Source organism: Xanthomonas rydalmerensis, assembly GCF_033170385.1.
In the GTDB taxonomy this organism is placed as follows: Bacteria; Pseudomonadota; Gammaproteobacteria; order Xanthomonadales; family Xanthomonadaceae; genus Xanthomonas_A; species Xanthomonas_A rydalmerensis.
This window is the reverse complement of the sequence record NZ_CP126170.1, coordinates 1,747,989-1,771,724: the sequence shown is the minus strand read 5'-3', so window position 1 is coordinate 1,771,724 and position 23,736 is coordinate 1,747,989. Positions and strand designations below refer to the sequence as shown.

Here is a 23,736-nt window from a genome sequence, read left to right as displayed (position 1 = left end):
GGTCAGAACGTGTAGCCGATCGAGGCCACCAGGGTGTCGCCGTCGGTCTTGCGGATGCGTGCGCCGTCCTGCACCCAGTACAGTTCGTGCGCGTTGACCCGGGTGCTGACCCAGTCCAGATTCCAGTCCAGGCCCCAACGCTTGTGGGTGACGCCGATCTGGTAGTCGGCGAAGCTACCCTCGCTGAAGTTGCGCAGCTTCTGGTAGCCGGCGTGCAGGCGCAGCGTGGTCGACGGCAGCACCGACGGCAGCAGCGGGGTCTGGTAGTTGAGATCGCCCAGCAGGGTGCCGCGCGAGTCATGTTCGCCGCGGGCGAAGCAGCGCAGCGCCGTCGTCGGGTCGGCGGCGAACTGCAGGATCTGCGCGCACACGCCGCCGGTGTCGGCGCCGCGGTAGGTCTTGGAGAACACGTACAGCACACGGCCTTCGACCGCGCCGTAGCCGAGTTCGAGCACACCGAAATTGCTGTCGTAGTCGGTGCGGCGGAAGTCCTCCGGCGTGCCGGTCTGCAGATCGATCTGGTGCGGGGCCAGGAAGCTGGCGCCGGGGAAGCGCTCGGTGGCCAGGCCGACGCCGGCATGCCAGGCATCGGGATTGCCGAAGCGGTAGCCGGCCGCCGCGGTGATGCCCAGGCCGTCGCCGTCGAGGAACTGCTTCTTGCTGACCTTGGCCACCTCCAATAGCGCAACGAAGCCGCTGGCGTGCACGAACTGGTTGGTCCACTTCAGCGACGGGCGCATCAGCGAGTCGGACACGCCGCGCGTGCGCTGCTCGCTCATCAGCTTGATCTGGTTCTGGAACTCGTAGTTGACCATGCCATCGGTCTCGGCCTGCTGGGCGTGGGCCTGGGCGCAACACGCGCCGTGCAGGGCCAGTGCGCCCGCGAGGGTCGCCATGAAGCGGACTGCCGTCATCTCAATCTCCCCTGGTTCGCTGAGGAAGGTGGGACGTGCGGTGGCCGTCGTCGGCCCCGCACGTCGATGGCGCCGGCGCGTTGCGCGCGCGGCGAGTCAACTACTTGGCGCAGACCGGCGTGCTGGGCAGCGCCTGCACGCGGGTGAAGCGTTCGGTCTCGCCGAGCACTTCCACGCCGACGAAGGCGCGCAGGTCCAGCGACTTGCCGCTGGCGCGCAGCGTGGCCTTGTAGCGCTTGCCGCTGCGCGGATCGAAGGCCCAGCCGTCGCGCCAGGTGTCGCCGTCCTCGCGGCCCAGGCGCGCGATCTGCACGCCGCAGGTATCGGTGGCGGTGCCGGCGTCCTTGTCCCAGACGATGCGCCCGCACAAGGCGCTGGCCGCATCCGCGCAAGGCGCGAACTCCACCACCGCATCCTTGGCCGCGGTCAGCCACAGCCCCTGCGCCGCGGCCGGTGCGGCGCCCGCCGCGGCCGGCACCAGCAGCCATCCCGCGACGAACGCACCGACCGCGCCGTACCGCTTCATTTCCAGATTCGCCTGCATCGAACGCCCCCTCGCCATCGCGCAATTCAGTAGTGAAAACTACCGTATAGCGATCACTACTGTTTTGCAAGCATTGCCGGTACGGCGCTTGGCGCGGACCTGACGAGGCGCGCAAATGCCTGGATTTCAAGGGATTCCGTGCGTAGCGCCATGCCGGCGCCGGCCGTTTTTTGCGGCATTGCAACAGCAGCCAGCGGGGGCTTCGAAGTGGCTCGGTGCGCTTTGTGGCCGTGTCCCAACCCTTCAGGCCGACTGAATCCGTCGATCGCACGTCCTCGGACAACGCAGCCACGCGTGCGCAGCCGAACACGGTCGGCAACGGCACGAAATGACCAGGGAAGCGAGGTTGGTCCGCGTTCGCTGCAGTCTGGCTGCAGCGACCAACGCGACGACATCGATGACACGCATCGCCCGCGAGTGCGGCAGTGCCGATGCGGGCCAACGAGAGAGATGGCGACGGGTACGATCGACCGGTCGCAAGCAGCCGGCGATGGCGCGGCCGCGGTGGCGGGAAGCTCCCGCTCAACGCATCGGCGCCTCCCGCAGGCGGGAGGCGCGCGCCTGGATCAGGCGTCCTTGCCGGACACGTGCCCGTCGATCTTCGAGGTCTGGTACAGCGCCATGCCGATGCGCTTGATCAGGCCAAGCTGCTGCTCCAACCACCACGCATGGTCTTCCTCGGTGTCGCGCAACTGGGCCAGCAGCACGTCGCGGCTGACGTAGTCGCCGTGCTGCTCGCACAGCTTCATGCCGGCGGCCAGGTTGGCGCGCACTTCGTACTCGACCTTCAGGTCCTTCTCCAGCATCTCCTCGACCGTGCGCCCGGGTTCGAACGCATGCGGACGCATGTCCGGGTCGCCCTCCAGGAACAGGATGCGCCGCAGCAGCGCATCGGCGTGCTCGGTTTCCTCTTCCATTTCATGGTTGATGCGCTCGTACAGCGCCTGCAGGCCCTGGTCCTCGTAACGCCGCGAGTGGATGAAATACTGGTCGCGCGCGGCCAGTTCGCCGCGCAGCAGCTCCTTGAGGCATTGCACAACGTCGGGGTGTCCCTTCATGGGGCGGGCTCCGTGGGGTCGACTGAGGGCGCCATAGTGCCCGATGCCGCCACGCCGCGTTCCAATCGGAATCATTCACATCCCGACTCGCACGTCCGCGATGCGTGACCCCGCGCACAGCGCGCCGCACCTACGCGGGAACGACACGCACTCGTGTCTAGAATCGGAGACTTGCCTATCCGGAGAGAGACGATGCGCGGTCGATGGAAACGCCTGCTGCTGGGGACGCTGCTGCTGGCGGCGGCCGTGGCGCTGGGCGTCTGGCTGCTGCTGCGCGGCAGCCTGGCCACGCTCGACGGCACCGCGCCGCTGCAAGGCCTGCGGGCGCCGGCGAGCATCCAGCGCGACGCGCTGGGCGTGGTCACCATCGATGCCGCCGACGAGGCCGATGCGATGCGCGCGCTCGGCTACGTGCACGCGCAGGAACGCTTCTTCGAGATGGACCTGCTGCGCCGCGCCGCCGCCGGCGAACTGTCCGAGCTGGTCGGCCCACATGCGCTGGGCGTGGACAAGGCGCGGCGCGCGCAGCGCCTGCGCGCCCGCAGCAGCGCGCAACTGGCCACGTTCGCCGGCACGCATACAGCGGCGCTGCAGGCCTACAGCGCCGGCGTCAACCAGGGCCTTCACGCATTGCGGGTGCGGCCGTGGCCGTACCTGATGCTGTTCGCCACGCCGCGCGACTGGCAGCCGGTGGATTCGGCGCTGGCCGGCCAGGCGATGTACTTCGATCTGCAGGGCAAGCAACTCGAGCGCAAGCTGGACCTGTACCGCCTGCAGCAGCGCTTGCCGGCGCCGCTGTATGCCTTGCTGCGCCACGAAGGCAGCAGTTGGGACGCGACACTGGACGGCAGCGTGCGCGGCGACGCGGTGCTGCCCGATGCCGGCCAGGTCGATCTGCGCCGCCTGGCCGACGCGCCCGCGCCGGCCGCGACGGAAGCGGTCGCCACCAGCGCGCCCGGCAGCAACAACTGGGCCATCGCCGGCAGCCGCACCGCCGACGGCCGTGCCATCGTCGCCAACGATATGCACCTGGCCCTGCGCGCGCCCAGTCTGTGGTTCCGGGTGCGCCTGCGCTATGCCGATGCGCAGGCACCGGGCGGCCGCGTGGACGTGTCGGGGTTCTCGCTGCCGGGCCTGCCGGCAGTGATCGTCGGCAGCAACGGCCACATCGCCTGGGGCTTCACCAACAGCTATGCCGATACCGCCGATTGGTACCGACTGACCCCATGCGCCGCCGTGGCCCAACCCGGCTGCACGCCGGTCACCGTGCATCGCGAACTGATCCGCGTCTCCGGCGCTCCCGACACCACGCTGCAGGTGGAGGACACCGCTTACGGCCCGATCCTGCAGCACGAGCCGGACGGCAGCGCGCTGGCGCTGCGCTGGGCCGCGCAGTTGCCGGGTGCGCTGAACCTGGGCCTGGCCGACTTCGCCCGCACCGAGACGCTGGGCAGCGCCTTCGCCCACGCGCAAGCCATCGCCACGCCGGCGCAGAACCTGGTGCTGGCCGACCGCGACGGCCACATCGGCTGGCGCGTACTCGGCCCGCTGCCGCTGCGCGGCCCGCACTGCGCGGCCGATGCGGTGATGCACGACGTGCGCGCGACGGTGCCGGCGCAGGCCCGCTGCGCGCCATGGCCGCTGTCCACCACCCAGTCGCCGCAGCGCATCGATCCCGCCGACGGGCAACTGTGGACCGCCAACGCCCGCGTGGTCGGCGGCGCCGAACTGGCCCCGATCGGCGACGGCGGCTACGCGCTGGGCGCGCGCGCGCAGCAGATCCGCGACGACCTGCGCCTGCACCCGCATCTCGACGAACAACAGTTGCTGGCGATCCAGCTCGACGACCGCGCGTTGTTCCTGCAGCGCTGGTGGGCACTGCTACGGCAACGCGATGCCGGCGCGGCCACGCCGGCGCTGCACGCCGTCGCGCAGGCGGCCGCGCACTGGGAAGGCCGCGCCAGCACCGGCTCGGTCAGCTACACCCTGGTGCGCGCATGGCGCCTGGCGGTACTGACCCGGATCCGCGACGGCCTGATCGCGCCGGCCCGGACAGGATCGGACGCCGATGCCGCGCCACCGCCGCTGCCGCAACTGGAAGGCGTGGCCTGGCCGCTGCTGCAGCAACAGCCCCTGCACCTGTTGCCGCGCCGCTACGGCAGTTGGCAGGCGCTGCTGGAGGACGCCGCCGCCGAGGTGCGCACGACGCTGCAGGCCGACGGCCCGCTGGACACGCGCCGCTGGGGCCAGCAGAACCGTGCGGCGATCTGCCACCCGCTGGCGCAGGGCCTGCCGGCGCCGCTGCGTGGCTGGCTGTGCATGCCGGACACGCCGCTGGCGGGCGACGACGACATGCCGCGGGTGCAGCGCCCGGCCTTCGGCGCCTCCGAGCGCATGGTGGTGGCGCCGGGCCACGAGGCCGACGGCATCGTGCACATGCCGGGCGGCCAGAGCGGCCATCCGCTGTCGCCGTTCTGGGGCGCCGGCCACGCCGACTGGGTGCAGGGCCGCGCCACAAAGTTCCTGCCCGGTCAAACCCGGCACACGCTGACATTAAGCCCGTCCACGCCACAATGACCCGATGTTTCCGCGCCGGCGTTCGTCCCATGCGCCGGTCCGCCGCCTCCCCTCCCCCCACTGCCGAGTCTGCCTACCGATGAAGCGCCCTCCCCTGCTCGCCCTGTTGCTGCCGCTCGCCGCGGCCGTGTCGTTCTCCGCCTGTGCCACGCCGGCCGCCGACGCGCCCGGTGCCAACTCCGACTGCAGCGTGCGCGCCGAACCCGGCGACGATCTGCAAGCCGCCATCGACCGCGTCCCCAACGACGGCAAACCCGCCACCGTGTGCCTGAGCGCCGGCGAATTCCCGGTCGGCAAGCTGATCTCGATCCAGCGCGACGGCCTGCGCCTGCGCGGCCAGGGCGACAGCACCGTGCTGCGCATGCGCGACCACGTGCAGCAACCGACCATCGTCATCGGCGATTACCAGAACGAGCGCCCGCTGAAGCCGATCCGCGACGTCCGCGTGGAGCAGTTGCAGATCGTCGGCGGCACCATCGACAAGGAGTTCATGCCCGAGCGCCCGTACCTGAGCAACAGCCTGGTGGTGGTGCGCAACGGCCAGGACATCCAGCTGACCCACCTGCGGGTGAGCAAGTGCCGCAGCGCCTGCCTGCTCAGCGAGTTCGACAGCCGCGACCTGCTGATCGCGCACAACGACGTGTCCGGCGCAACCTGGGATGGGGTGTCGTTCAACCGCACCGCCAAGGTCAAGCTGATCGACAACGTGATCCACGACAACGTCGCCGCCGGCATCACCACCGAGCACCTGGAAGACAGCGAGATCCGCGACAACCGGCTGGAGCGCAACGGCAGCCAGGGCGTGTACCTGGCCGACGCGCGGCGCAACCTGTTCGCCGGCAACCAGTTCATCGACAACAAGGGCGCCGGGCTTTACCTGACCTGCTCGATCCGCCAGCGCACGCCGCAGATCCTGTGCTGGGACAACAGCATGAGCCAGGACAACACCTTCGAGAACAACACCTTCCGCGGCAATCCCTACACCTACACCATCGGCGTGGACAGTGCGGCCAACTGCACCGGCCCGGACTTCCGCCCCAACCTGTGGCGCAAGAACAACCAGGCCGACGCCTCCGGCATCGATATCCAGCCCGAACGCTACGGCCACTGCGTGCGCTTCGAGTAAGGCCGGGACCCGGGACGCGCCCCCCCCGGAAAGGCGGTGCCGCGACCCGAAGCACTGCCGACTCCCGCTGCTTGGATCCCGAGTCCGACACGTCCCGCCGGCGTATCGCCGGCGGGACGTGCGAGTTCAGGCTCCCAGCGCCTGCGCGTGCACACCCGCCACCGCACGGCCGGAGGGATCGGCCATGGCCGCGAAGCTGGCGTCCCAGGCGATCGCCGCCGGCGAGGAGCAGGCGATCGACTTGCCTCCGGGCACGGTCTCGGCCGCGGCCGGCGTCGGGAACACGCGCTCGAACAGGCTGCGGTAGTAATAGGCTTCCTTGGTCTGCGGCGGGTTCACCGGGAAGCGCTTGTCGGCCGCGGCCAGTTCGCGGTCGCTGACCTGGGCTTCGGCATGCGCCTTCAGGCCGTCGATCCAGCCGTAGCCGACGCCGTCGCTGAACTGCTCCTTCTGCCGCCACAGGATCGATTCGGGCAGATAGCCCTCGAAGGCCTCGCGCAGTACCGCCTTCTCGATGCGCTTGCTGCCGTCGGCGCGGGTACCGGCCATCTTGTACTGGGCGTCCATGCGCATGGCCACGTCCAGGAACTCCACGTCCAGGAACGGCACACGCGGCTCCACGCCCCAGGCCATCATCGACTTGTTGGCGCGCAGGCAATCGTAGTTGTAGAGCGCGTCGAGCTTGCGGATCAGTTCCTCGTGGAATTCGCGCGCGTTCGGCGCCTTGTGGAAATACAGGTAGCCGCCGAAGATCTCGTCGCTGCCTTCGCCGGACAGCACCATCTTCACTCCCATCGCCTTGATCCGCCGCGCCAGCAGGAACATCGGCGTGGAGGCGCGGATGGTGGTGACGTCGTAGGTCTCGATGTGCCGGATGACTTCCGGCAATGCGTCCAGGCCTTCCTCGAAGGTGTATTCGAAGCCGTGGTGCACGGTTCCCAGGGCCTCGGCCGCGATCGCCGCGGCGGCCAGATCCGGCGAGCCCTTCAGGCCGATCGCGAACGAGTGCAGACGCGGCCACCAGGCCTCGGCCTCGTCGTTCTCTTCGATGCGCTTGCGCGCGAAACGCGCCGCCACCGCTGCCACCAGCGAGGAATCCAGCCCGCCGGAGAGCAGCACGCCGTACGGCACGTCGGTCATCAGTTGCCGATGCACGGCACGCTCGAAGGCCTCGCGCAGTTCCTGCTTGCCGACCTCCACGCCCTGCACCGCCGCATAGTCGCGCCAGGGCTTGCGGTAGTACTGCACGAGCTCGCCGCTGGCGCTGTCGTAGTAGTGGCCCGGTGGGAACTGGGCGACGTCGGCGCAGCTGTCGGCCAGCGATTTCATCTCCGAGGCCACCCGCAGCCGGCCCTGCGCGTCATGGCCCCAGTACAGCGGGCACACGCCCATCGGATCGCGCGCGATCAGCACGCGGCCGGCGGCCTTGTCCCACAGTGCGAAAGCGAAGATGCCGTTGAGGCGGTTCAGCAGCGCGTCCGGCGTGGTTTCGCGGTACAGCGCGTTGATCACCTCGCAGTCCGAACCGGTCTGGAAGGCGTAGGGCTGGACGAGTTCCTTCTTCAGCTCGCGATGGTTGTAGATCTCGCCATTGACCGCCAGCGCCAGGCGTCCGTCGTCGGAGAGCAGCGGCTGCGAACCGCCGGCCGGGTCGACGATGGCCAGGCGCTCATGGACCAGGATCGCGCCGTCGTCGACATACACGCCGCTCCAGTCCGGGCCGCGATGGCGCTGCCGCTGCGAGCAGTCCAGCGCCTGCCGCCGCAGTGCCTGCAGGTCGTCGCCCGGTTGCAGGCCGAAGATGCCGAAGATCGAACACATGGGAAAGCTCCTGATCGTGGGGTAAGGGTTGCGAGGGAATCCACACGCCCAGGCACAAAAAAACCCGCATCGGCCGATGCGGGTTTTCTGGTGGCTGGGCGTGGTGTTTCTGGTAGCGCCTAGTCGCAGACCCGCATCGGCCGCGCACGATTATTCGCCAGCGCATTGTTGCGGCCGTTGGCGGTGGTCGAGCGGAGGACGGACAGCGAGGTCATGCGGCGACCGTAACCCGGCGCGCGGGCCGGTGCAACTGTTACCGCAGCAACCGTTCGATCAGGCGCAGGTACAGATCCGGCAGCGCCTCCAGGTCGGCCACGCGCACGTGCTCGTCGACCTGGTGGATGCTGGCGTTGACCGGGCCGACTTCGATGCACTGCGCGCCCAGTGGCGCGATGAAGCGCGCATCGGAGGTGCCGCCGCCGGTGCTCTCCTCCGGCGGCGCGCCGGCGACCTCGCCCAGCACCTCGCGCGCTACCCGGCGCAGCGTGCCTTCCGGGGTGTAGAACGGCTCGCCGCTGCGGTGCCAGCGCAGGTCGTAATCCAGGCCGCGGCGATCGAACAGCGCGGCGATCTCCGCTTCCAGCCGCGGCGCATCCCAGTGCGGGGTGTAGCGCAGGTTGAAGGCGACCTGCAGTTCGCCGGGGATCACGTTGTTGGCGCCGGTGCCGGCATGCACGTTGGAGATCTGCAGGCTGGTCGGCGGGAAGCTTTCGTAGCCGTCGTCCCAGTGCCGCGCGACCAGTTCGGCCAGCGCCGGCGCGGCCAGGTGGATCGGGTTGCGCGCCTTGTGCGGATAGGCCACATGCCCCTGCACGCCGCGCACGCGCAGCGCGCCGGAGAGGCTGCCGCGGCGGCCGACCCGCAGCAGGTCGCCGAGACGTTCGGTGGACGAGGGTTCGCCGGTGACGCACCAGTCGATGCGTTCGCCGCGCTCGGCGAACAATCGCGCCACGTGGCGCACGCCGTCGATCGCATCGCCTTCCTCGTCGCTGGTCAGCAGCACCGCCAGCGTGCCCGGGTGCTGCGGCTGCGCGGCCACGAACCGTTCGGCGGCGACCACGAAAGCGGCCACGCTGCCTTTCATGTCCGCGGCACCGCGCCCGTACAGCACGCCGTCGCGGATCTGCGGCGCGAACGGATCGCTGGCCCAGGCCTCGCGCGGCCCCGACGGCACCACGTCGGTATGGCCGAGCAGCGCCAGCACCGGGCCATCGCCACCGCGATGGGTCGCCCACAGGTTGTCGACCTGGCCGCAGCGCAACTGCTCGATGGCGAAACCGGCGCGTTCCAGCCGCTGCGCGATCAGTGCCTGGCACCCGGCATCGTCGGGAGTGACCGACGGGCGGGCGATCAGGTCGCGGGCGAGTTCAAGGACATCGGACATGCAGGGACACCGTTGGGGAAAGCGCTAGGGCGCGATGATGATCGGGGCCGGTAACGTCGCGTGCGGGCGACGCAGCAAGTGCAGTGTACGAGCGGGACTGGCGGATTCGAAGTCTCGGCCCGGGTCGCCCTGGCGGATGCACGTTCGCGAGCCTGGCCTTCGCTACGTCGCGACACCCGGCCAGCGCATGCAGCGCACGCGCACCGCGAAGGCCTCGTTGCCGGGCATGCGCCCATGCTGTACGCCGGTTTCGACGAAGCCGCAGGCACGGTAGAACGCGAGTGCCGCGACATTGCCATCCAGCAATTCCAGCGTCAGGCCAGCCGGGCTGGCGTCCTGCACCGCGGTCACCAGCGCCTGGCCGACACCGCGCCGGCGCGCGGCCGGATCCACGTACAGCCAGGCCAGCTCGTCGCCGTCGTCGGCGACGAACCCCAGCACCTGGCCTTGCCATTCGGCGACCTGCACGCGGTAGTCGAACAGGTGTTCACGCTCGGCCGCGATCGGCAGCGGCAGGAACGCATCCGCCAACACCGCCGCCTGCAGTTCCTCCACGCGCGCGGCGTCGTGGATGACGCACAGGCGTGCCCAGTCGTCTGCCCGGTACGGGCGGATGTTCACTCGATACCGAATCGCTGCTTGAAGCCGTTGTCGGAGAAGCCCTGGCTGAGCCGGCCGTCGTCGGTCACCACCACCGGCCGCCGGATCAGTTGCGGATACTCGCGCAGCAGCAGCTTCCACTCGGCATCGGAGCCAGGCGCTTTCTTGTTGTCGGGCAGTTGCCGCCAGGTGGTGGAGGACTTGTTCACCAGCGCGTCGAAGCCACCGGCCTGGCCGGCCCATTCCAGCAGCGTTTCCGGGGTCGGCTTGTGCTCGCGGTAGTCGACGAAGGTGTAGGCCACACCGAAGCGGTCCAGCCACTTGGTCGCCTTCTTGCAGGTGTCGCAGTTCTTCAATCCGTACAACGTCGTCATCGAATGTCCCATCAAGCGAATAAAGCCCCTCTCCCACCGGGAGAGGGGTTGGGGTGAGGGTTGGCGCGCCGTGGCGACATGGCACGCGCAGATATCGTGTTTGATCTTACCCGGCGCACGCGCCGTCGGCTCTCCCGCGCAGCGAGAAAACGCACTTGGCCACACCGCGCCTCACTGCGCCAGCACTTCCTGGAGCTTGGCCGAATCGATCCGCCAGCGCAGCTGCGCCGCCGAGGCGCCGTCCACGCCGTTGACGCGGCGCAGGACGTAATCACCCTGAAAGCGTTGCCGCGTGCCGTCGGCCAGCGTCGCCTCCACGGTGACCGGCACTGGCTGATACACCGAGCCGGCGGCACCGTCGCTGGCACCGAGCGCGCCGATCGTCACCTTCACCGCGCGCGTCTGGGCGAAGCCGGCCTTGAACGCGTCGTAGGACTGCCCCGGGCGCCCGTCCTCGCCCCACTGCTGCCAGGCCACCGCGTAATCGCGCGCGTTGATCGCCGCGTAATAACGCCGCACCACGTCGGCAGCGGCCTGCGGGCTGTCCGCAGCCGGGCCGCAACCGGCGGTGGCCGGTCCGTCGTGACCGAGCAGCGCGCAGCTGCGCGCGATCTCGTCGTCGATCATGGCGCAGCTGTTGGCGGCATTGCAGGGCGGATGCGTGGCCGGCGACACCGAGCGACAGGTCGTCACGCGCGCCGCCGCTGCGTCGGCACCGATCTCGGCAGCGCAGGCCAGTGGTTCACTCGCCGTGCTGGCGCTCTCCGTCGTCGCAGGCGCTTTTGCAGGCGCAGCGGTCGCAGCAGGCACGGGGTTTGGCGCAGCGCCCGTCTCGGTGAGCGTATGACCGTCCGCAGGTGCCGCTGGCGTCGGCGCGCCCTCGCGACCGCACCCGGACAGCGCGAACGCCACCGTCATCCAGCAAGCCCATTTCATCTTCCGCATTGGTGTCTCCCTGTCAGGGCAGTGCAGCACCCGGCAACAGTCTGCACCGGGCATCGTCGGTCCGATGCACACTGCCGCGGCAGCGCTCGAACCCGCGTGTGGCAGCGTATCCGGCCACCGATGTACGTCGGGTGTGCGTCCTATCCTGGCCGCGAGATCGCGAGTCCTGCGAAACAACCGCGTCGCACCATGCGACGACCACATGATGTGCTTAGCCTACCCGCAGACGGCGCACTGGCGTTGGATCGCCGGCGGTTCGGCATGCCCAGCATGCCGATGACGACGGAAGCCAAAGCGTGCTTTACCGCCTTTGCGTTTGCTTTTGATCTACCGGGTTCCCTTCCGCAGCGGCGGATGGACCGGGGAAAAACCCGAAGGGCGGCGCACATGGATGTGCGCCGTTCGCGGCAGGGGCAGGGCTCGCCGGAAAAAGGCGAAGCACTGCTTCGCCCCGGCGGGCGGGCTGGCGCCGTGAGGCGCCTGCCCCGGACTTGGCTGCAAAGCAGCCAAGCCCCTTCCGCGAATCCCCGGTGCATCCGCGGACCCGGAGCGCGCAGCGCGGAGGGCGCAAGGCAGGGCGCGCTTGACCAGCCTTCGGCTGTGGTAAAGCGCTTCTTTTGGTTACCTTTTCTTTGCGCGAGCAAAGAAGCGCTTCTCAGCAGCCAAAGGCTGATCAAAGTAACTCGCCCGCAAGGGCGAAAGCTTTTGTCGTTGCCTCGCAGCGCGCCTTTGCGAATGCCAATGCCCTAGACACTCAGACACCGACGCGCGCAATAGCTACGCAACGCGCGAAGAAGTACCGCGCCTGACCATAAAGTCGACAGGAAGCAGCACACCAGAGCGAAACCGGGCTTAGCCCGGTCTCACCATCCTCAGTCAGCCAACCCACGCAGCAGATCGTTGACGCTGGTCTTGCTGCGGGTCTTGGCGTCGACCTGCTTGACGATCACCGCACAGTACAGCGAGTGCGAACCGTCCTTGGCCGGCAGTTGCCCGGACACCACCACGCTGTACGGCGGCACGTAGCCGTAGGAGATCTCGCCGGTGGCGCGGTTGTAGATGCGCGTGCTCTGGCCCAGGAACACGCCCATGCCGATCACGCTGTGGTGGCCGACCACCACGCCCTCCACCACTTCCGAGCGCGCGCCGATGAAGCAGTGGTCCTCGATGATGGTGGGGCTGGCCTGCAGCGGCTCGAGCACGCCGCCGATGCCGGCGCCGCCGGACAGGTGGCAATGCTTGCCGATCTGCGCGCAGGACCCGACCGTGGCCCAGGTGTCGACCATGGTGCCCTCGCCGACGTGCGCGCCGATGTTGGTGAAGCTCGGCATCAGCACCACGTCCTTGCCGAAGTAGCTGCCGCGGCGCGCCACCGCGCCCGGTACCACGCGCACCCCGGCCTTGCGGAACTCGGCCTCGTGGTAGCCGGCGAAGCGCGACTCCACCTTGTCCCAGAACGGCGCCGGCTGCGCTTCCACCACCGCCATCTCGTTGACCCGGAAGTACAGCAGCACTGCCTTCTTCAGCCACTCGTTGACCTTCCAGCCGCCGTGCCCGTCCGGCTCGGCGACGCGGAACTCGCCGCTTTCCAGGCCGTCGATGACCCGGTTGACCACCGGCCGGGTCGATCCCTCGATCTCGTCCAGGGTCAGCGTGGCGCGGCGCTCGAACGCGCTGTCGATGGTGAACTTGAGTTCGTCGGCGCTGGGCATGGCGACCGGCTTGGCGCGCAGCGGCTTCGGCGCGGGCTTGGCCGCCGCGGTCGGTGCCGCAGGCTTCGCGGCGACCGGCTTGGCGGACTTGGCCGGCTTGGCGGTCTTCTTGGTGGCCGGCTTCTTCGCAGCGGGCGTCTTGGCGGCAGGCTTCTTGGTGGCCATCAGCGGGGGTCTCCAGGCGGGGTATCGGGGTCCAGGCAGGCCTGCAGCGCGGCCTGCAGCGCCTGGCGGCAGGCGTCGGGCAACGGCAGGTTGTGCTCGTCGGTGATGTGGAACAGATCCTCGGCGCGCTCGCCGAAGGTGGCGATGCGCGCGTCGTGCACGCGCAGCTGGTGCCGGCGCAGCACCTGGGCCACGTCCGACAGCAGCCCGGGGCGGTCTGGCGCGACCAGGCTGAGCCGGGTCAGGCGGCCGTCGAGGCTCTCGCGGAATTCGATGCGCGGGGCGAAGCGGAAATGCCGCAGCTGGCGCGGCACCACGCGCCGCGCCGGACGCAGCCGCGCCAGGTCGCCGGCCAGCGCCTCGCGCAGTCCGGCCTGCAACTGCGCGATGTCGCCGCTGGCGAAGGCATCGGCCGGCATCACCTCGAAGGTGTCGAAGATCGCCTCATGCGGCGCATCGAGCACCCGCGCGCGATGGATGCCGTAGCCGAGCCGGTCCAGGGTCATCACGATCGCGGCGAACAGGCCGTCGCGGTCCGGCGAGTAAACGAACACTTCCAGCGCCGCGTCGTCGGGGGTGACCGGGCGCACCTTGACCAGGGTGCCGCCCAGTTCCACCTCCATCAGCGAGGTCGCCTGCCAGGCCAGTTGCTCGGGACGGAAGCGCAGGAAACTCTCGTCCGGCATGCCGGCGAACTGGCGGTCGATGGTGACGTCGTCGTGGCCCTGCAGGTGCATCAGCGCACGCGTGGCCTCGCGCGCCTCCTGCAGGCGCTCGGCCACCGGCAGCGGGTGTTCCAGGCCCTCGCGCAGCGCGCGGCGGGCGGCGAAGTACAGGTCGGCCAGCAGCCGGTCCTTCCACGCGTTCCACAGCTTGGGGCTGGTGCCGGCGATGTCGGCACAGGTCAGCAGATACAGATGATCCAGCCGCTCGCGGTCGCCGACCAGGCTGGCGAAGCGATGGATCACCTCCGGATCGGCGATGTCCTGCTTCTGTGCGGTCACCGACATGCGCAGGTGCTGCTCGACCAGCCAGGCGACCAGATCGGTGTCGGCGGCGCTGAGCGCATGCGCGGCGCAGAACGCGCGCGCATCCACCGCGCCCAGCTCCGAATGGTCGCCGCCGCGGCCCTTGGCGATGTCGTGGAACAGGCCGGCCAGCAGCAGCAGTTCCGGCTTGCGCAGCCGCGGCCAGACCTCATGCGCGATCGAGAAGCGGTCGTCGGTGCGCGCGCTGGCGAACACCGCCATGTTCTTCAGCACCATCAGCGTGTGCTGGTCGACCGTGTACACATGGAACAGGTCGAACTGCATGCGCCCGGACACCTGCGCGAACGCCGGGATCCACTGCCCGAGCACGCCCAGCCGCGCCATCCGGGTCAGCGTCTGCACCGCGCGCGGGCCGCGCAACAGCGCCAAAAAGCGCTCGCGCGCGGCCGTGCTGGCGCTGGCGTAGGCCGGCAGGTGCGGCAGCGCCTCGGCCAGCGCGCGCGCGGTCAGCGAATGCAGGCCGCGGATCTCGCCGTGTGCGGCCCAGGTGGCGAACAGCGCGAACACCTGCACCGGGTCGGCCTGCGGCCAGTGCTCGTCGTCGGCGGCCAGGTAGCCGCGGCGCAGCGAGAAGCCGCCGGCCAGCGGCTGCGGCTGCGCCTCGCCATCGAACTGTTCCTCGAAGCGCTGCAGCAGCCGATCGCTGAGCCGACGCACGATCGCCGCGCTGCGGTAGAAGCGCTGCATCATCTTCTCGACGCCCAGGCTCTCGACGTCGTCGGAGAAGCCCAGGCGCTGCGCCAGGGTCTTCTGGTAATCGAAGCGCAAGCGCTCTTCCGGGCGGTTGGCGACCAGGTGCAGGCCGTAGCGCAAGCGCGCCAGTTCGCGGCGCTCGCGGCGCAGCGCGGCGGCTTCGTCGCCGCCGACATGGCCCAGCCCGATCAACGGCTCCAGGTCGCGCACGCCGAACGCGCGCAACGCCATCCAGCCCAGGGTGTGCAGGTCGCGCAGGCCGCCGGGGCCGTCCTTGATGTCCGGCTCCAGGTTGTCGGCGGTATCGCCGAAACGCTGGTGGCGGGCCTGCAGCTCCTCGCGCTTGGCCATGAAGAATTCGCGCGGCGGCCACACCCGCTGCGGCGCGATGGCCGCCGCCAGCGCCGCCTTGGCGGCGGCGTCGGCCTGCAGCGGGCGCGCCTCGATCAACGCGGTCAGCACGGTCTGGTCGGCGCAGGCCGCGGTGCACTGCGCGGCCGAGCGCACCGCGTGGCTCACCGGCACGCCGGCGTCCCACAGCAGCGGAAACAGCCGCGCCAGCGCCGGTTCGTAGACGGGGTCGAGCTCGCCGAACACCAGCAGGTCGATGTCCGAGCGCGGGAACAGTTCGCCACGACCGTAGCCGCCCACCGCGAACAGGGCCAGCCCGGCCTCGCGCGGCACGCAGCGGCTCCAGGCGTGACGGATCAGTTGGTCCAGCGCGCGCGCGCGCAGCGCCAGCAGGCGGTCGATGTCGTCGCCCTGGTCGAAGCGCTTGCTCAGCCGCGCATCGGTCTGCGCCAGCAGTTGCCGCACCGCGGCCGCCCAGCCGGCATCGTCGACGCCGGCGTCGGGCATGCCGGCATCGGCACCGGCCGGCAGCAGGCTCACGGCTCGCCGAGGCCGCCCGGCGACAGGGTCAGTACCTCCACCCCATCCTCGGTGACGGCGACCATGTGCTCCCATTGCGCCGAGAGCTTGCGGTCCTTGGTCACCACGGTCCAGCCGTCCGGCAGCACGCGGGTGTAGCGCGTGCCCTCGTTGATCATCGGCTCGATGGTGAAGGTCATGCCCGGCTTCAGCACCAGGCCATCGCCCGGCCGGCCGTAGTGCAGCACCTGCGGCTCGTCGTGGTAGACCTTGCCGATGCCGTGGCCGCAGTACTCGCGCACCACGCTGAAGCGCTCGCTCTCGGCGTACTGCTGGATGGCATGGCCGATGTCGCCGAGCGTGGCGCCCGGCTTCACCGCGCGGATGCCGCGCCACATCGCCTCGTAGGTGGCCTCGATCAGGCGCCGCGCCATCACCGAGGGGGTACCCGCGCAGTACATGCGGCTGGTGTCGCCATGCCAGCCGTCCTTGATCACGGTGACGTCGATGTTGACGATGTCGCCGTCCTTCAGGACCTTGCTTTCGCTGGGGATGCCGTGGCAGATCACGTTGTTCACCGACGTGCACACGGTCTTCGGAAAGCCGCGGTAGCCGACGTTGGCCGGCACCGCCTGCTGCACCTTGACGATATGGTCGTGGCAGATGCGGTCCAGCTCGGCGGTGGTGACGCCGGGCTTCACGTACGGGCCGATCAGGTCCAGTACCTCGGCGGCCAGGCGGCCGGCCACGCGCATCTTCTCGATGTCCTGCGGAGTTTTCAGATTGACGGTCATGGTCGTCATTATCGCTCATCCCGGCGCTGGCTGAACGCGCCGGGCGCATCGGTGGTTTTCCGGCGCGTTGCCCTGACCACCATCGTCTTCATCGCACTGAACGCGCTGTCCTGTGGTCGCCATCTCATGTGAAATCTAGATGACGATCCAAAAAAATGTGAACTGGCCCGCAGTTTGCATTGGTGGCGACACCGGCGGTTGTCCGCCCTCACCGAAGAACCCTGCCATGTACCTCTTCCATCGCGTTCTCGCCTTCCTCGTGCTGTTCGTCGCCGGGACCGGCCTGGCCTGGGCCCAGTCCGACTCGCGTACCTTCAACGTCAAAATCCAGATCACCAGCGTCTGCGACATCCAGACGGCCCCCACCGACGTGGATTTCGGCAGCGTCAATTCCAACCAGACGGCGATCAACAGCACCGGCACCTTGAACGTGCGTTGCACCTCCGGCACGCCGTACAACATCGCGCTCAACGCCGGTTCCGGCTCCGGCGCCACGGTCACCACCCGCACCATGGGCAGCGCCGTCGCCGGCAACACCACGCGGGTGCCTTACTCGCTGTATCGCAATGCCGCGCGCACGCAGAACTGGGGCTCGACCATCGGCACTGACACCCAGGCCGGCACCGGCAATGGTGCAGTGCAGCCGATCACCGTCTACGGCCAGGTCGCCAACACCAACTACCCTGCCGGTTCATACAGCGACATCGTCACCGCCACCGTCAGTTGGTAACCGGAGCCGCCTGCATGCATGTGCGACTGCATTCCTTCCTGCGCCTGCCGGCGCTCGCCGCGTTGTGGCTGGCGGCAGCCGGCGCGGCAGTGGCGGCGAGCCTGCAGGTGGCGCCGACCTCGGTGTCGCTGCGCGCCGAGGAGACCGCCCAGGGCGTGTGGCTGAGCAACAGCGGCGACGTGCCGCTGCGTGCGCAGGTCCGCGTGTTCCATTGGCAGCAGCGCGACGGCGAGGATGTGCTCGACCCCAGCGACCGCATCGCGCTCAGCCCGCCGATGCTGGAGCTGGCGCCGCATTCGCGGCAGTTGGTCCGCGTGATCCGCCTGGATCCCGCGCCCGGCGCCGGCGAGGACGCCTACCGCATCCTGGTCGACGAGTTGCCCAGCCAGGACGCCAGCGGCAACGCCAGCGCCGGGCTGCAGTTCGTGCTGCGCTATTCGGTGCCGGTGTTCCTCAAGCCGGCCGTGGCCACTGCGCCGGCACTGCGCGCGCGGCTGGTCCGCGACGGCGCGGGCACGGCGCTGGAAGTGCTCAACCAGGGCAACGGCCACGCGCAATTGGTGGACCTTCAGTTCGTCGCCAGCGATGGCCAGCGCAGCGCCATCGCCCAAGGCCTGGCCGGCTATGTGCTGCCGGGCCAGCGCAAGCGCTGGCCGCTGCCGGCGGCGCTGGCGCAGCCACAAGGAACGTTCGAGGCAAGGATCAATGGCGAGCCGCGCGCGCAGTCGCTGGTCGTGGACGCGGCGGCGCCCTGAGCTGTTGCTGGCCCTGTGGGCCGGCACTGCCGCGCTCGCCGTCGCCCAGCCTCAGCCCTCCACCCCGCCCCAGGCCGCTGCGCCGGCGCAGGAGACCCTGTACCTGGAGGTCACCCTGAACCAGACCCGGCAGCCGGGCCTGTTCCAGTTCCAGCGCGACGGCGAGCAACTGCGCGCCAGTGCCGCAACCTTGCGCCAGCTCGGTCTGCGCGTGGACGGCAGCGACGCCACCGCGGCGATCGCCCTGGGCGATCTGGACGGCGTGCGCTTCCGCTACGACGCCAGCCTGCAGCAACTGGCCATCGACGCGCCGGTGGCGCTGCTCGACGTCGCCACCACCCGGATCGACGCCCGCGGCGGCGTGCCGTCGCTACCGGCGACCAGTTCGCCCGGCGCCCTGCTCGACTACGACCTCTATGCCAGCCGCCAGGGCAGCGCCAGCAATCTCACCGCCAGCGGCGAACTGCGCGTGTTCGGCCTGGGCGATGGCCTGCTGCGGCAGTCCTTCGTCGGCAGGCTGTACCGCGAGCCGCAGCAGGACTGGCATGCCGAGGCGATCCGCCTGGACACGCAGTGGCAATGGTCGTTGCCCGAGCGCATGACCAGCGTGGTGCTGGGCGACACCTTCAGCAGCAGCACCAGTTGGAGCCGCACGCTGCGCCTGGGCGGGGTACGGGTGGGCAGCGATTTCGGCCTGCAGCCGTACCGCGCGCTCACCCCGTTGCCGGAATTCCTCGGCGAAGTGGCGGTGCCGTCCAGCGTGGACCTGTACGTCAACGGCATCCGCCAGTACGGCGCGCAGCTGCCGGCCGGGCCGTTCCAACTGTCCGCCGCGCCGGGCGTGGACGGCGCCGGCAATGCCCAGGTGGTGATCACCGACGCCTACGGTCGCACCCGCTCGCTGGCCTTTCCTTTCTATGCGACCCAGGATCTGCTGGCCAGCGGCCTGACCGACTGGTCGCTGGCGCTGGGCCGGGTGCGCGAGGACTACGGCGTCGCCGACTTCGCCTATGCCGGCGACACGGTCGGCAGCGCCAGCTGGCGGCGCGGTGTCAGCCCGCGCTTCACCGCCGAGGCGCACGCCGAGGCCGGGGCCGGCGTGCGCAACGCCGGCGTCGGCGCCCTGTGGCTGCTGCCGCGCGCCGGCGTGTTCGGCGCCTCGCTGGCGCACGGCGGCGATGCCGGCCAGCAAGGCCTGCAGTACGCGCTCAGCTACCGCTGGAACAACGGCCGCTTCAACCTGGCGTTGGATACCCAGCGCGCGCAATCCGGCTACCGCGACGTGGCCGCGCGTTACGGCGCCGCGCCGCCGCGGGTCAGCGAGCGCGCCCTGTTCGGCAGCACCTGGGACGGCCTGGGCAGCATCGCCCTGAGCTATGTGCGCCTGGCCTATCCGGACAGCGGCGACCAGCGCTACGCCAGCCTGTTCTGGACCCGGGCCCTGCCGCGGCAGTCGTCGTTGAACCTGAGCATCAACCAGAACCTGGACCAGGCCAGCGACCGAAGCGTGTATCTGGGCTGGTCGATCGCGCTGGAGGGGCGCCGCCAGGCCGGCGTCGCCCTGCAGCGTTTCGGCGAACGCACCAGTGCGACGGCCGATCTCAGTCAGGCAGCGGCTGCCGACGGCGGCAGCGGCTGGCGGCTGCAGGCGCGCGGCGGGCAGGACGGCGGCGGCGGCCTGGCCGAAGCCAGCTGGCGCGGCCCCAGCGCCCGCTACGCCGGCGGCATCGCCAGCGCCGGCGGCCAGAGCTACGGCTATGCCGAAGCCTCGGGCGGCGTGGCCTGGATCGGCGGCGGCTGGTTCCCTGGCCGCGATCTCGACCAGGCCTTCGCCCTGGTCTCCACCGGCGGCGTCGCCGACGTGCCGGTGTTGCTGGAGAACCGGCCGATCGGCCGTACCGATGCGCGTGGCTTCCTGCTGGTCACGCCGCTGCTGGCCTGGCAGCACAACCAGCTGTCGATCGATCCGATGCGCCTGCCGGCGGAGTTGCGGCCGGAGCAGGTCGACCAGATCGTGGTGCCGCGCGACCGCACCGGGGTGGTGGTGGCGTTCCCGATCCGCCGCAGCGACGGCGTGCTGGTGCAACTGCGCGATGCCGACGGCGTGCCGCTGCCGGTCGGCAGCCGGATACGTGGACCGGGGGTCGACACGGTGGTCGGCTACGATGGCCAGGCCTATGTGGAAGGACTCGGGCCCGGCCGCAACGATCTGGAGGTGGACATGCACGGCAGCCGTTGTCGATTCCGGATCGACCGCGCGACGCAGGCGCGGCCCACCGGCCTGGAGCCGCTGCGCTGCCTGCCGGAGACCACGCCATGAGCGCGCGCGCCTGGCGAATGCTGCTGCCGGCCTTGCTGTTGGCGGCCACACTGCTGCTGCCCTCGCGCGCCGCGGCCACCACCACCTGCACCGCGCAGGCCACGGCGCTGAGCTTCGGCACCCTCTCCAACACCGCCGCCACCGACGCCACCGCTCAGATCGTGGTCACTTGCCAGACCGGCGCGCTGAGCATCCTGGGCACCATCTATGTGCGCATGTGCCTGAACATCGGCGAGGGTGCCCAGGGCGGCGGCCTGGGCATCGCGCCGCGGCGCATGCTCAACCCGCTCAACGACAGCCTTGGCTTCCAGCTCTACCGCGACAGCGCGCGCAGCCTGATCTGGGGCAGCACGCTGGCCGGCTCCACCCCGCTCCAGGTCGATCTGACCTACTCCTCGCTGGCGACCGGCGGCAGCGGCAGCGCCAGCTACACCCTGTATGGACGCATCCCGCTGCAGAGCGGCATCGCCACCGGGCTCTACCAGAACAACTTCAGCGGGGTGTTCACCAACCTGCAGTACCGCTACGACGAACCGTTGATCGGCACCCCGGCGAGCATGCCCGCCTCCTGCACCACCGGCGGCGCCGGCGGCGGCACCTCGGTGCAGTTCCCGTTCGTGGCCAGCGTCACCGCCTCGCCGACCTGCACCATCGCCAGCATCGCCGACCTGGATTTCGGTACGCAGTCGGGCCTGATCGACAATCCGCTGAACTACACCACCGCGCTCAGCATGAACTGCCGCTACCGCACCGCCTGGCAGGTGAGCCTGGACAACGGCCAGAACGCCAGCGGCAACGTGCGCCGCATGCGCAACGCCAGCGGCCAGTTCCTCACCTACGAGCTGTACCGCGACGCCGCCCGCACCCAACGCTGGGGCAGCACCCTGAACACCGATACCCAGACCGGCACCGGGACCGGCAGCGTGCAATCGCTCACCCTGTACGGCCAAGTGCCGGCCCAGCAGACCCCGGCCCCGGGCAGCTACAGCGATGTGGTCAAGGTCACCGTGACCTACTGAGGGCTGAACGGCGCCGTCGCGCCGGTCAAGTTGCCGGGATGGGAGCCGTTATCAGTTGTGTCTACCGCGGAGTCCCGATCGATGCGCCTGCCGTTCCTACGACCGCTGTTGTTGGCGAGCCTGTGCGTGGCCGGCGTCGATGCGGCGGCACAACCGACCGCCGGCAGCGGCAGCGCTGCATTGCGGATCGGCATCCGCATCGAGCGCAGTTGCGAGGTCGGCACCGAGGTCCGCGCGCAGCCCGGAGCGATGCCGACGATCGCCTGCAACCGCCCGATGGCCTACCAGGTCAGCGTCGACGGCGCGCCCGCGCCCAGTGCCGGCACCGCGCTGGCGTTGAGCCTGTCCACGACCGGCGCCGCGCCGCGCGACCCGGCGCGCTACGCCACGGTCGCGTTCTAGTGGGCGGTGCCCGTGGCTTGCTCATGCGCCTGCTGCCGGCGCTGCTGCTGGCGTTGGCCGGCAGCGCCCATGCGGGTGGAGTGCGGATCAGCCCGACCCTGGTACAACTGGCCCCCGACGAGACCAGAACCGAGATCTGGCTCGACAATACCCAGGACCGCACCTGGCAGGCGCAGGTACAGGTCTATCGCTGGCAGCAGACCAACGGGCTGGAACAGTTGGACAGTACCGACGACCTCCATGCCAGTCCGCAGTGGATCACGATTCCGGCACAGGGGCGGCAACTGTTGCGCCTGGTACGCAGCGCCCCCGCCGATACCGCCGAGCGTGCCTACCGGCTGGTGGTGGAAGAACGCACCGCGCCGGCCGACGTTGCATCGGCACCCGCGGCGACGCCCCCTCCCCTGCTGCTGCGCTATTCCACGCCGGTGTTCCTAAGTGCATCGGACCCCGCGGCGGCGCCGCGCCTCAGCGTCCACCTGCTCGCCGGCGCGGGCGGGCCGGAGCTGGTGGTGCACAACCGCGGCAACGCCCACGCCCGGCTCAGCGACCTGAGCTTCATCGGCGCCGAGGGCCATACCATGACCCTGTTCCCCAGCCTCGCCGGCTACGTCCTGCCCGGCGAATACAAGCGCTGGCCGCTGCCGGCCGCCGCGACCGCACCGGGCGGCCGCTTCGCGGCACGGCTCGACGAGCAGTCAGCGCTGCAGCCGCTGCCGGCCGAGTGAGCCACCCGGCGCATTGCGCCGCCCACCGCCGCCAGGTATAGTGCGCGGCTTCGTCGTGCCTGTCATAGCCCGATGGACCGTCCACGCCGGACGCACCGGCGAATTCACACCTGCTGCCATCGCCCGTGCCGGGGTGCTCCGCAAGGAGTTCGGCCACGGAGACAGCAGGGAGGCCCAACCCCGGAATCGTCGTGCGGACCCACAAGGCCGCACCGTCATGCGCGCGCTTCACCCATTCCTGCCCGCGCACGGCCGGTTCCCCATCAGGAGTCACTGCAATGCCCCAGGTCACCATGCGTCAGATGCTGGAAGCCGGCGTCCACTTCGGCCACCAGACCCGCTACTGGAACCCCAAGATGGCGCCGTACATCTTCGGCGCGCGCGGCAAGATCCACATCATCAACCTCGAGAAGACGGTTCCGCTGTTCAACGACGCGATGAACTTCATCTCCAGCGTCGCGCAGAAGCGCGGCACCATCCTGTTCCTGGGCACCAAGCGCAGCGCCCGCGACGCGGTGAAGGAAGAAGCCGAGCGTTGCGGCCAGCCGTTCATGACCCAGCGCTGGCTGGGCGGCACGCTGACCAACTTCCGCACCGTCAAGCAGTCGGTGGCGCGCCTGAAGGAACTGGAAGCGGCCGAGACCGACGGCACCTTCGACAAGCTGGTCAAGCACGAAGTGCTGACCCTGCGCCGCGAGCGCGACAAGCTGGAAGCCTCGCTGGGCGGCATCAAGGAAATGAACCGCCTGCCCGACGCCCTGTTCGTCATCGACATCGGCCATGAAGACATCGCCATCAAGGAAGCCAAGAAGCTCGGCATCCCGGTGATCGCGGTGGTCGACACCAACTACAACCCGGACCTGGTGGACTACGCCATCCCCGGCAACGACGACGCCATCCGCGCCGTGCAGCTGTACGCCCGTGCCGCCGCCGACGCCGTGCTGGAAGGCAAGGCCGCTGCGCCGAACGCCGCCAGCGTGCGCGAGGAAGAGTTCGCCGAGGGCGGCGACGACAAGGGCCGCGGCCCGCGCAAGAACGGCAAGAAGGCCGAAGAGACCGCTCCCGCCGCCGAGTAACCGGCGCGCCATGCGACTGCGCGATCATGCGCAGCCGCCGCCCGGCGCGTTCGGCGCGCCCGGCTTCGCGAGCGCCGCCT

At 69.9% G+C, this 23,736-nt stretch carries 21 protein-coding genes; 10 read left to right on the top strand and 11 right to left on the bottom strand.

Annotated elements, in window-relative coordinates; genetic code table 11:
* Positions 1-2 precede the first annotated feature (2 nt).
* The 3 genes from QN245_RS07300 to bfr form a co-directional block, all read right to left on the bottom strand.
* Positions 3-896 (bottom strand): TorF family putative porin, encoded by an 894-nt coding sequence (locus tag QN245_RS07300; RefSeq protein ID WP_317844951.1) that lies wholly within the window; start codon positions 894-896, stop codon positions 3-5.
* Positions 897-1,014: 118 nt separating this feature from the next.
* Complete coding sequence (locus tag QN245_RS07295; RefSeq protein WP_184645840.1) at positions 1,015-1,440, bottom strand: DUF2147 domain-containing protein; 426 nt, start codon at positions 1,438-1,440, stop codon at positions 1,015-1,017.
* 584 nt (positions 1,441-2,024) lie between these two features.
* Positions 2,025-2,516: a bacterioferritin gene (bfr, locus tag QN245_RS07290; protein WP_160965686.1), complete on the bottom strand. Its 492-nt coding sequence runs from the start codon at positions 2,514-2,516 to the stop codon at positions 2,025-2,027.
* 192 nt (positions 2,517-2,708) lie between these two features.
* On the opposite strand from bfr, the gene QN245_RS07285 reads away from it, so the two are divergent.
* Both QN245_RS07285 and QN245_RS07280 read left to right on the top strand, forming a co-directional pair.
* Positions 2,709-5,093 carry a penicillin acylase family protein gene (locus QN245_RS07285; RefSeq protein WP_317844950.1) on the top strand — a complete coding sequence of 795 codons (2,385 nt, stop codon included), beginning with the start codon at positions 2,709-2,711 and terminating at the stop codon, positions 5,091-5,093.
* A 79-nt stretch (positions 5,094-5,172) separates the two neighbouring features.
* A complete protein-coding gene (locus tag QN245_RS07280; protein WP_184446785.1) occupies positions 5,173-6,219 on the top strand; it encodes a right-handed parallel beta-helix repeat-containing protein in 1,047 nt (348 codons plus the stop codon).
* Between the two features lie 126 nt (positions 6,220-6,345).
* On the opposite strand, the gene asnB is transcribed toward QN245_RS07280, so the two are convergent.
* From asnB to QN245_RS07255, 5 genes are all read right to left on the bottom strand, one after another.
* Positions 6,346-8,040 carry an asparagine synthase B gene (gene asnB, locus QN245_RS07275; protein ID WP_184645836.1) on the bottom strand — a complete coding sequence of 565 codons (1,695 nt, stop codon included), beginning with the start codon at positions 8,038-8,040 and terminating at the stop codon, positions 6,346-6,348.
* A 253-nt stretch (positions 8,041-8,293) separates the two neighbouring features.
* Positions 8,294-9,424: a succinyl-diaminopimelate desuccinylase gene (dapE, locus tag QN245_RS07270; protein WP_317844949.1), complete on the bottom strand. Its 1,131-nt coding sequence runs from the start codon at positions 9,422-9,424 to the stop codon at positions 8,294-8,296.
* Between the two features lie 162 nt (positions 9,425-9,586).
* A complete protein-coding gene (locus QN245_RS07265) occupies positions 9,587-10,045 on the bottom strand; it encodes a GNAT family N-acetyltransferase (RefSeq protein ID WP_317844948.1) in 459 nt (152 codons plus the stop codon).
* A complete protein-coding gene (locus tag QN245_RS07260) occupies positions 10,042-10,398 on the bottom strand; it encodes an arsenate reductase (RefSeq protein WP_160965674.1) in 357 nt (118 codons plus the stop codon). Before QN245_RS07260 ends, QN245_RS07265 begins: the two co-directional genes overlap by 4 nt.
* A 171-nt stretch (positions 10,399-10,569) precedes the next feature.
* Positions 10,570-11,025 carry a hypothetical protein gene (locus QN245_RS07255; protein WP_317844947.1) on the bottom strand — a complete coding sequence of 152 codons (456 nt, stop codon included), beginning with the start codon at positions 11,023-11,025 and terminating at the stop codon, positions 10,570-10,572.
* On the opposite strand from QN245_RS07255, the gene QN245_RS07250 reads away from it, so the two are divergent.
* Positions 11,024-11,245: a hypothetical protein gene (locus tag QN245_RS07250; RefSeq protein WP_317844946.1), complete on the top strand. Its 222-nt coding sequence runs from the start codon at positions 11,024-11,026 to the stop codon at positions 11,243-11,245. The genes QN245_RS07255 and QN245_RS07250 overlap by 2 nt on opposite strands.
* A 970-nt stretch (positions 11,246-12,215) precedes the next feature.
* Here the strand turns inward: QN245_RS07250 and dapD are convergent.
* The 3 genes from dapD to map are packed head-to-tail and all read right to left on the bottom strand — an operon-like array spanning position 12,216 to position 16,626.
* Entirely contained in the window at positions 12,216-13,220 is a 1,005-nt protein-coding gene (gene dapD / locus QN245_RS07245) for a 2,3,4,5-tetrahydropyridine-2,6-dicarboxylate N-succinyltransferase (protein ID WP_160965672.1), read from the bottom strand.
* Positions 13,220-15,820, bottom strand: a complete 2,601-nt coding sequence (locus tag QN245_RS07240; protein WP_317845324.1) for a [protein-PII] uridylyltransferase — start codon at positions 15,818-15,820, stop codon at positions 13,220-13,222. Before QN245_RS07240 ends, dapD begins: the two co-directional genes overlap by 1 nt.
* 29 nt (positions 15,821-15,849) lie before the next feature.
* Positions 15,850-16,626 carry a type I methionyl aminopeptidase gene (gene map, locus QN245_RS07235; RefSeq protein WP_237474207.1) on the bottom strand — a complete coding sequence of 259 codons (777 nt, stop codon included), beginning with the start codon at positions 16,624-16,626 and terminating at the stop codon, positions 15,850-15,852.
* Positions 16,627-16,852: 226 nt separating this feature from the next.
* Here map and QN245_RS07230 point away from each other — a divergent pair, with 226 nt between their 5' ends.
* From QN245_RS07230 to rpsB, 7 genes are all read left to right on the top strand, one after another.
* Complete coding sequence (locus tag QN245_RS07230) at positions 16,853-17,356, top strand: Csu type fimbrial protein (RefSeq protein WP_160965670.1); 504 nt, start codon at positions 16,853-16,855, stop codon at positions 17,354-17,356.
* Between the two features lie 14 nt (positions 17,357-17,370).
* A complete protein-coding gene (locus QN245_RS07225; RefSeq protein WP_160965668.1) occupies positions 17,371-18,111 on the top strand; it encodes a fimbrial biogenesis chaperone in 741 nt (246 codons plus the stop codon).
* The gene (locus QN245_RS07220; protein WP_317844945.1) at positions 18,062-20,431 is read left to right on the top strand and encodes a fimbria/pilus outer membrane usher protein; all 2,370 of its coding nucleotides are present in this window, start codon (positions 18,062-18,064) and stop codon (positions 20,429-20,431) included. The genes QN245_RS07225 and QN245_RS07220 overlap by 50 nt, the downstream gene beginning before the upstream one ends.
* Entirely contained in the window at positions 20,428-21,450 is a 1,023-nt protein-coding gene (locus tag QN245_RS07215) for a Csu type fimbrial protein (protein WP_317844944.1), read from the top strand. The genes QN245_RS07220 and QN245_RS07215 overlap by 4 nt, the downstream gene beginning before the upstream one ends.
* An 81-nt stretch (positions 21,451-21,531) precedes the next feature.
* Positions 21,532-21,852 (top strand): hypothetical protein, encoded by a 321-nt coding sequence (locus QN245_RS07210; protein ID WP_160970854.1) that lies wholly within the window; start codon positions 21,532-21,534, stop codon positions 21,850-21,852.
* A gap of 23 nt (positions 21,853-21,875) precedes the next feature.
* Positions 21,876-22,580, top strand: a complete 705-nt coding sequence (locus tag QN245_RS07205) for a fimbrial biogenesis chaperone (RefSeq protein WP_317844943.1) — start codon at positions 21,876-21,878, stop codon at positions 22,578-22,580.
* 278 nt (positions 22,581-22,858) lie between these two features.
* Entirely contained in the window at positions 22,859-23,656 is a 798-nt protein-coding gene (gene rpsB, locus QN245_RS07200; protein ID WP_017908839.1) for a 30S ribosomal protein S2, read from the top strand.
* Positions 23,657-23,736 lie beyond the last annotated feature (80 nt).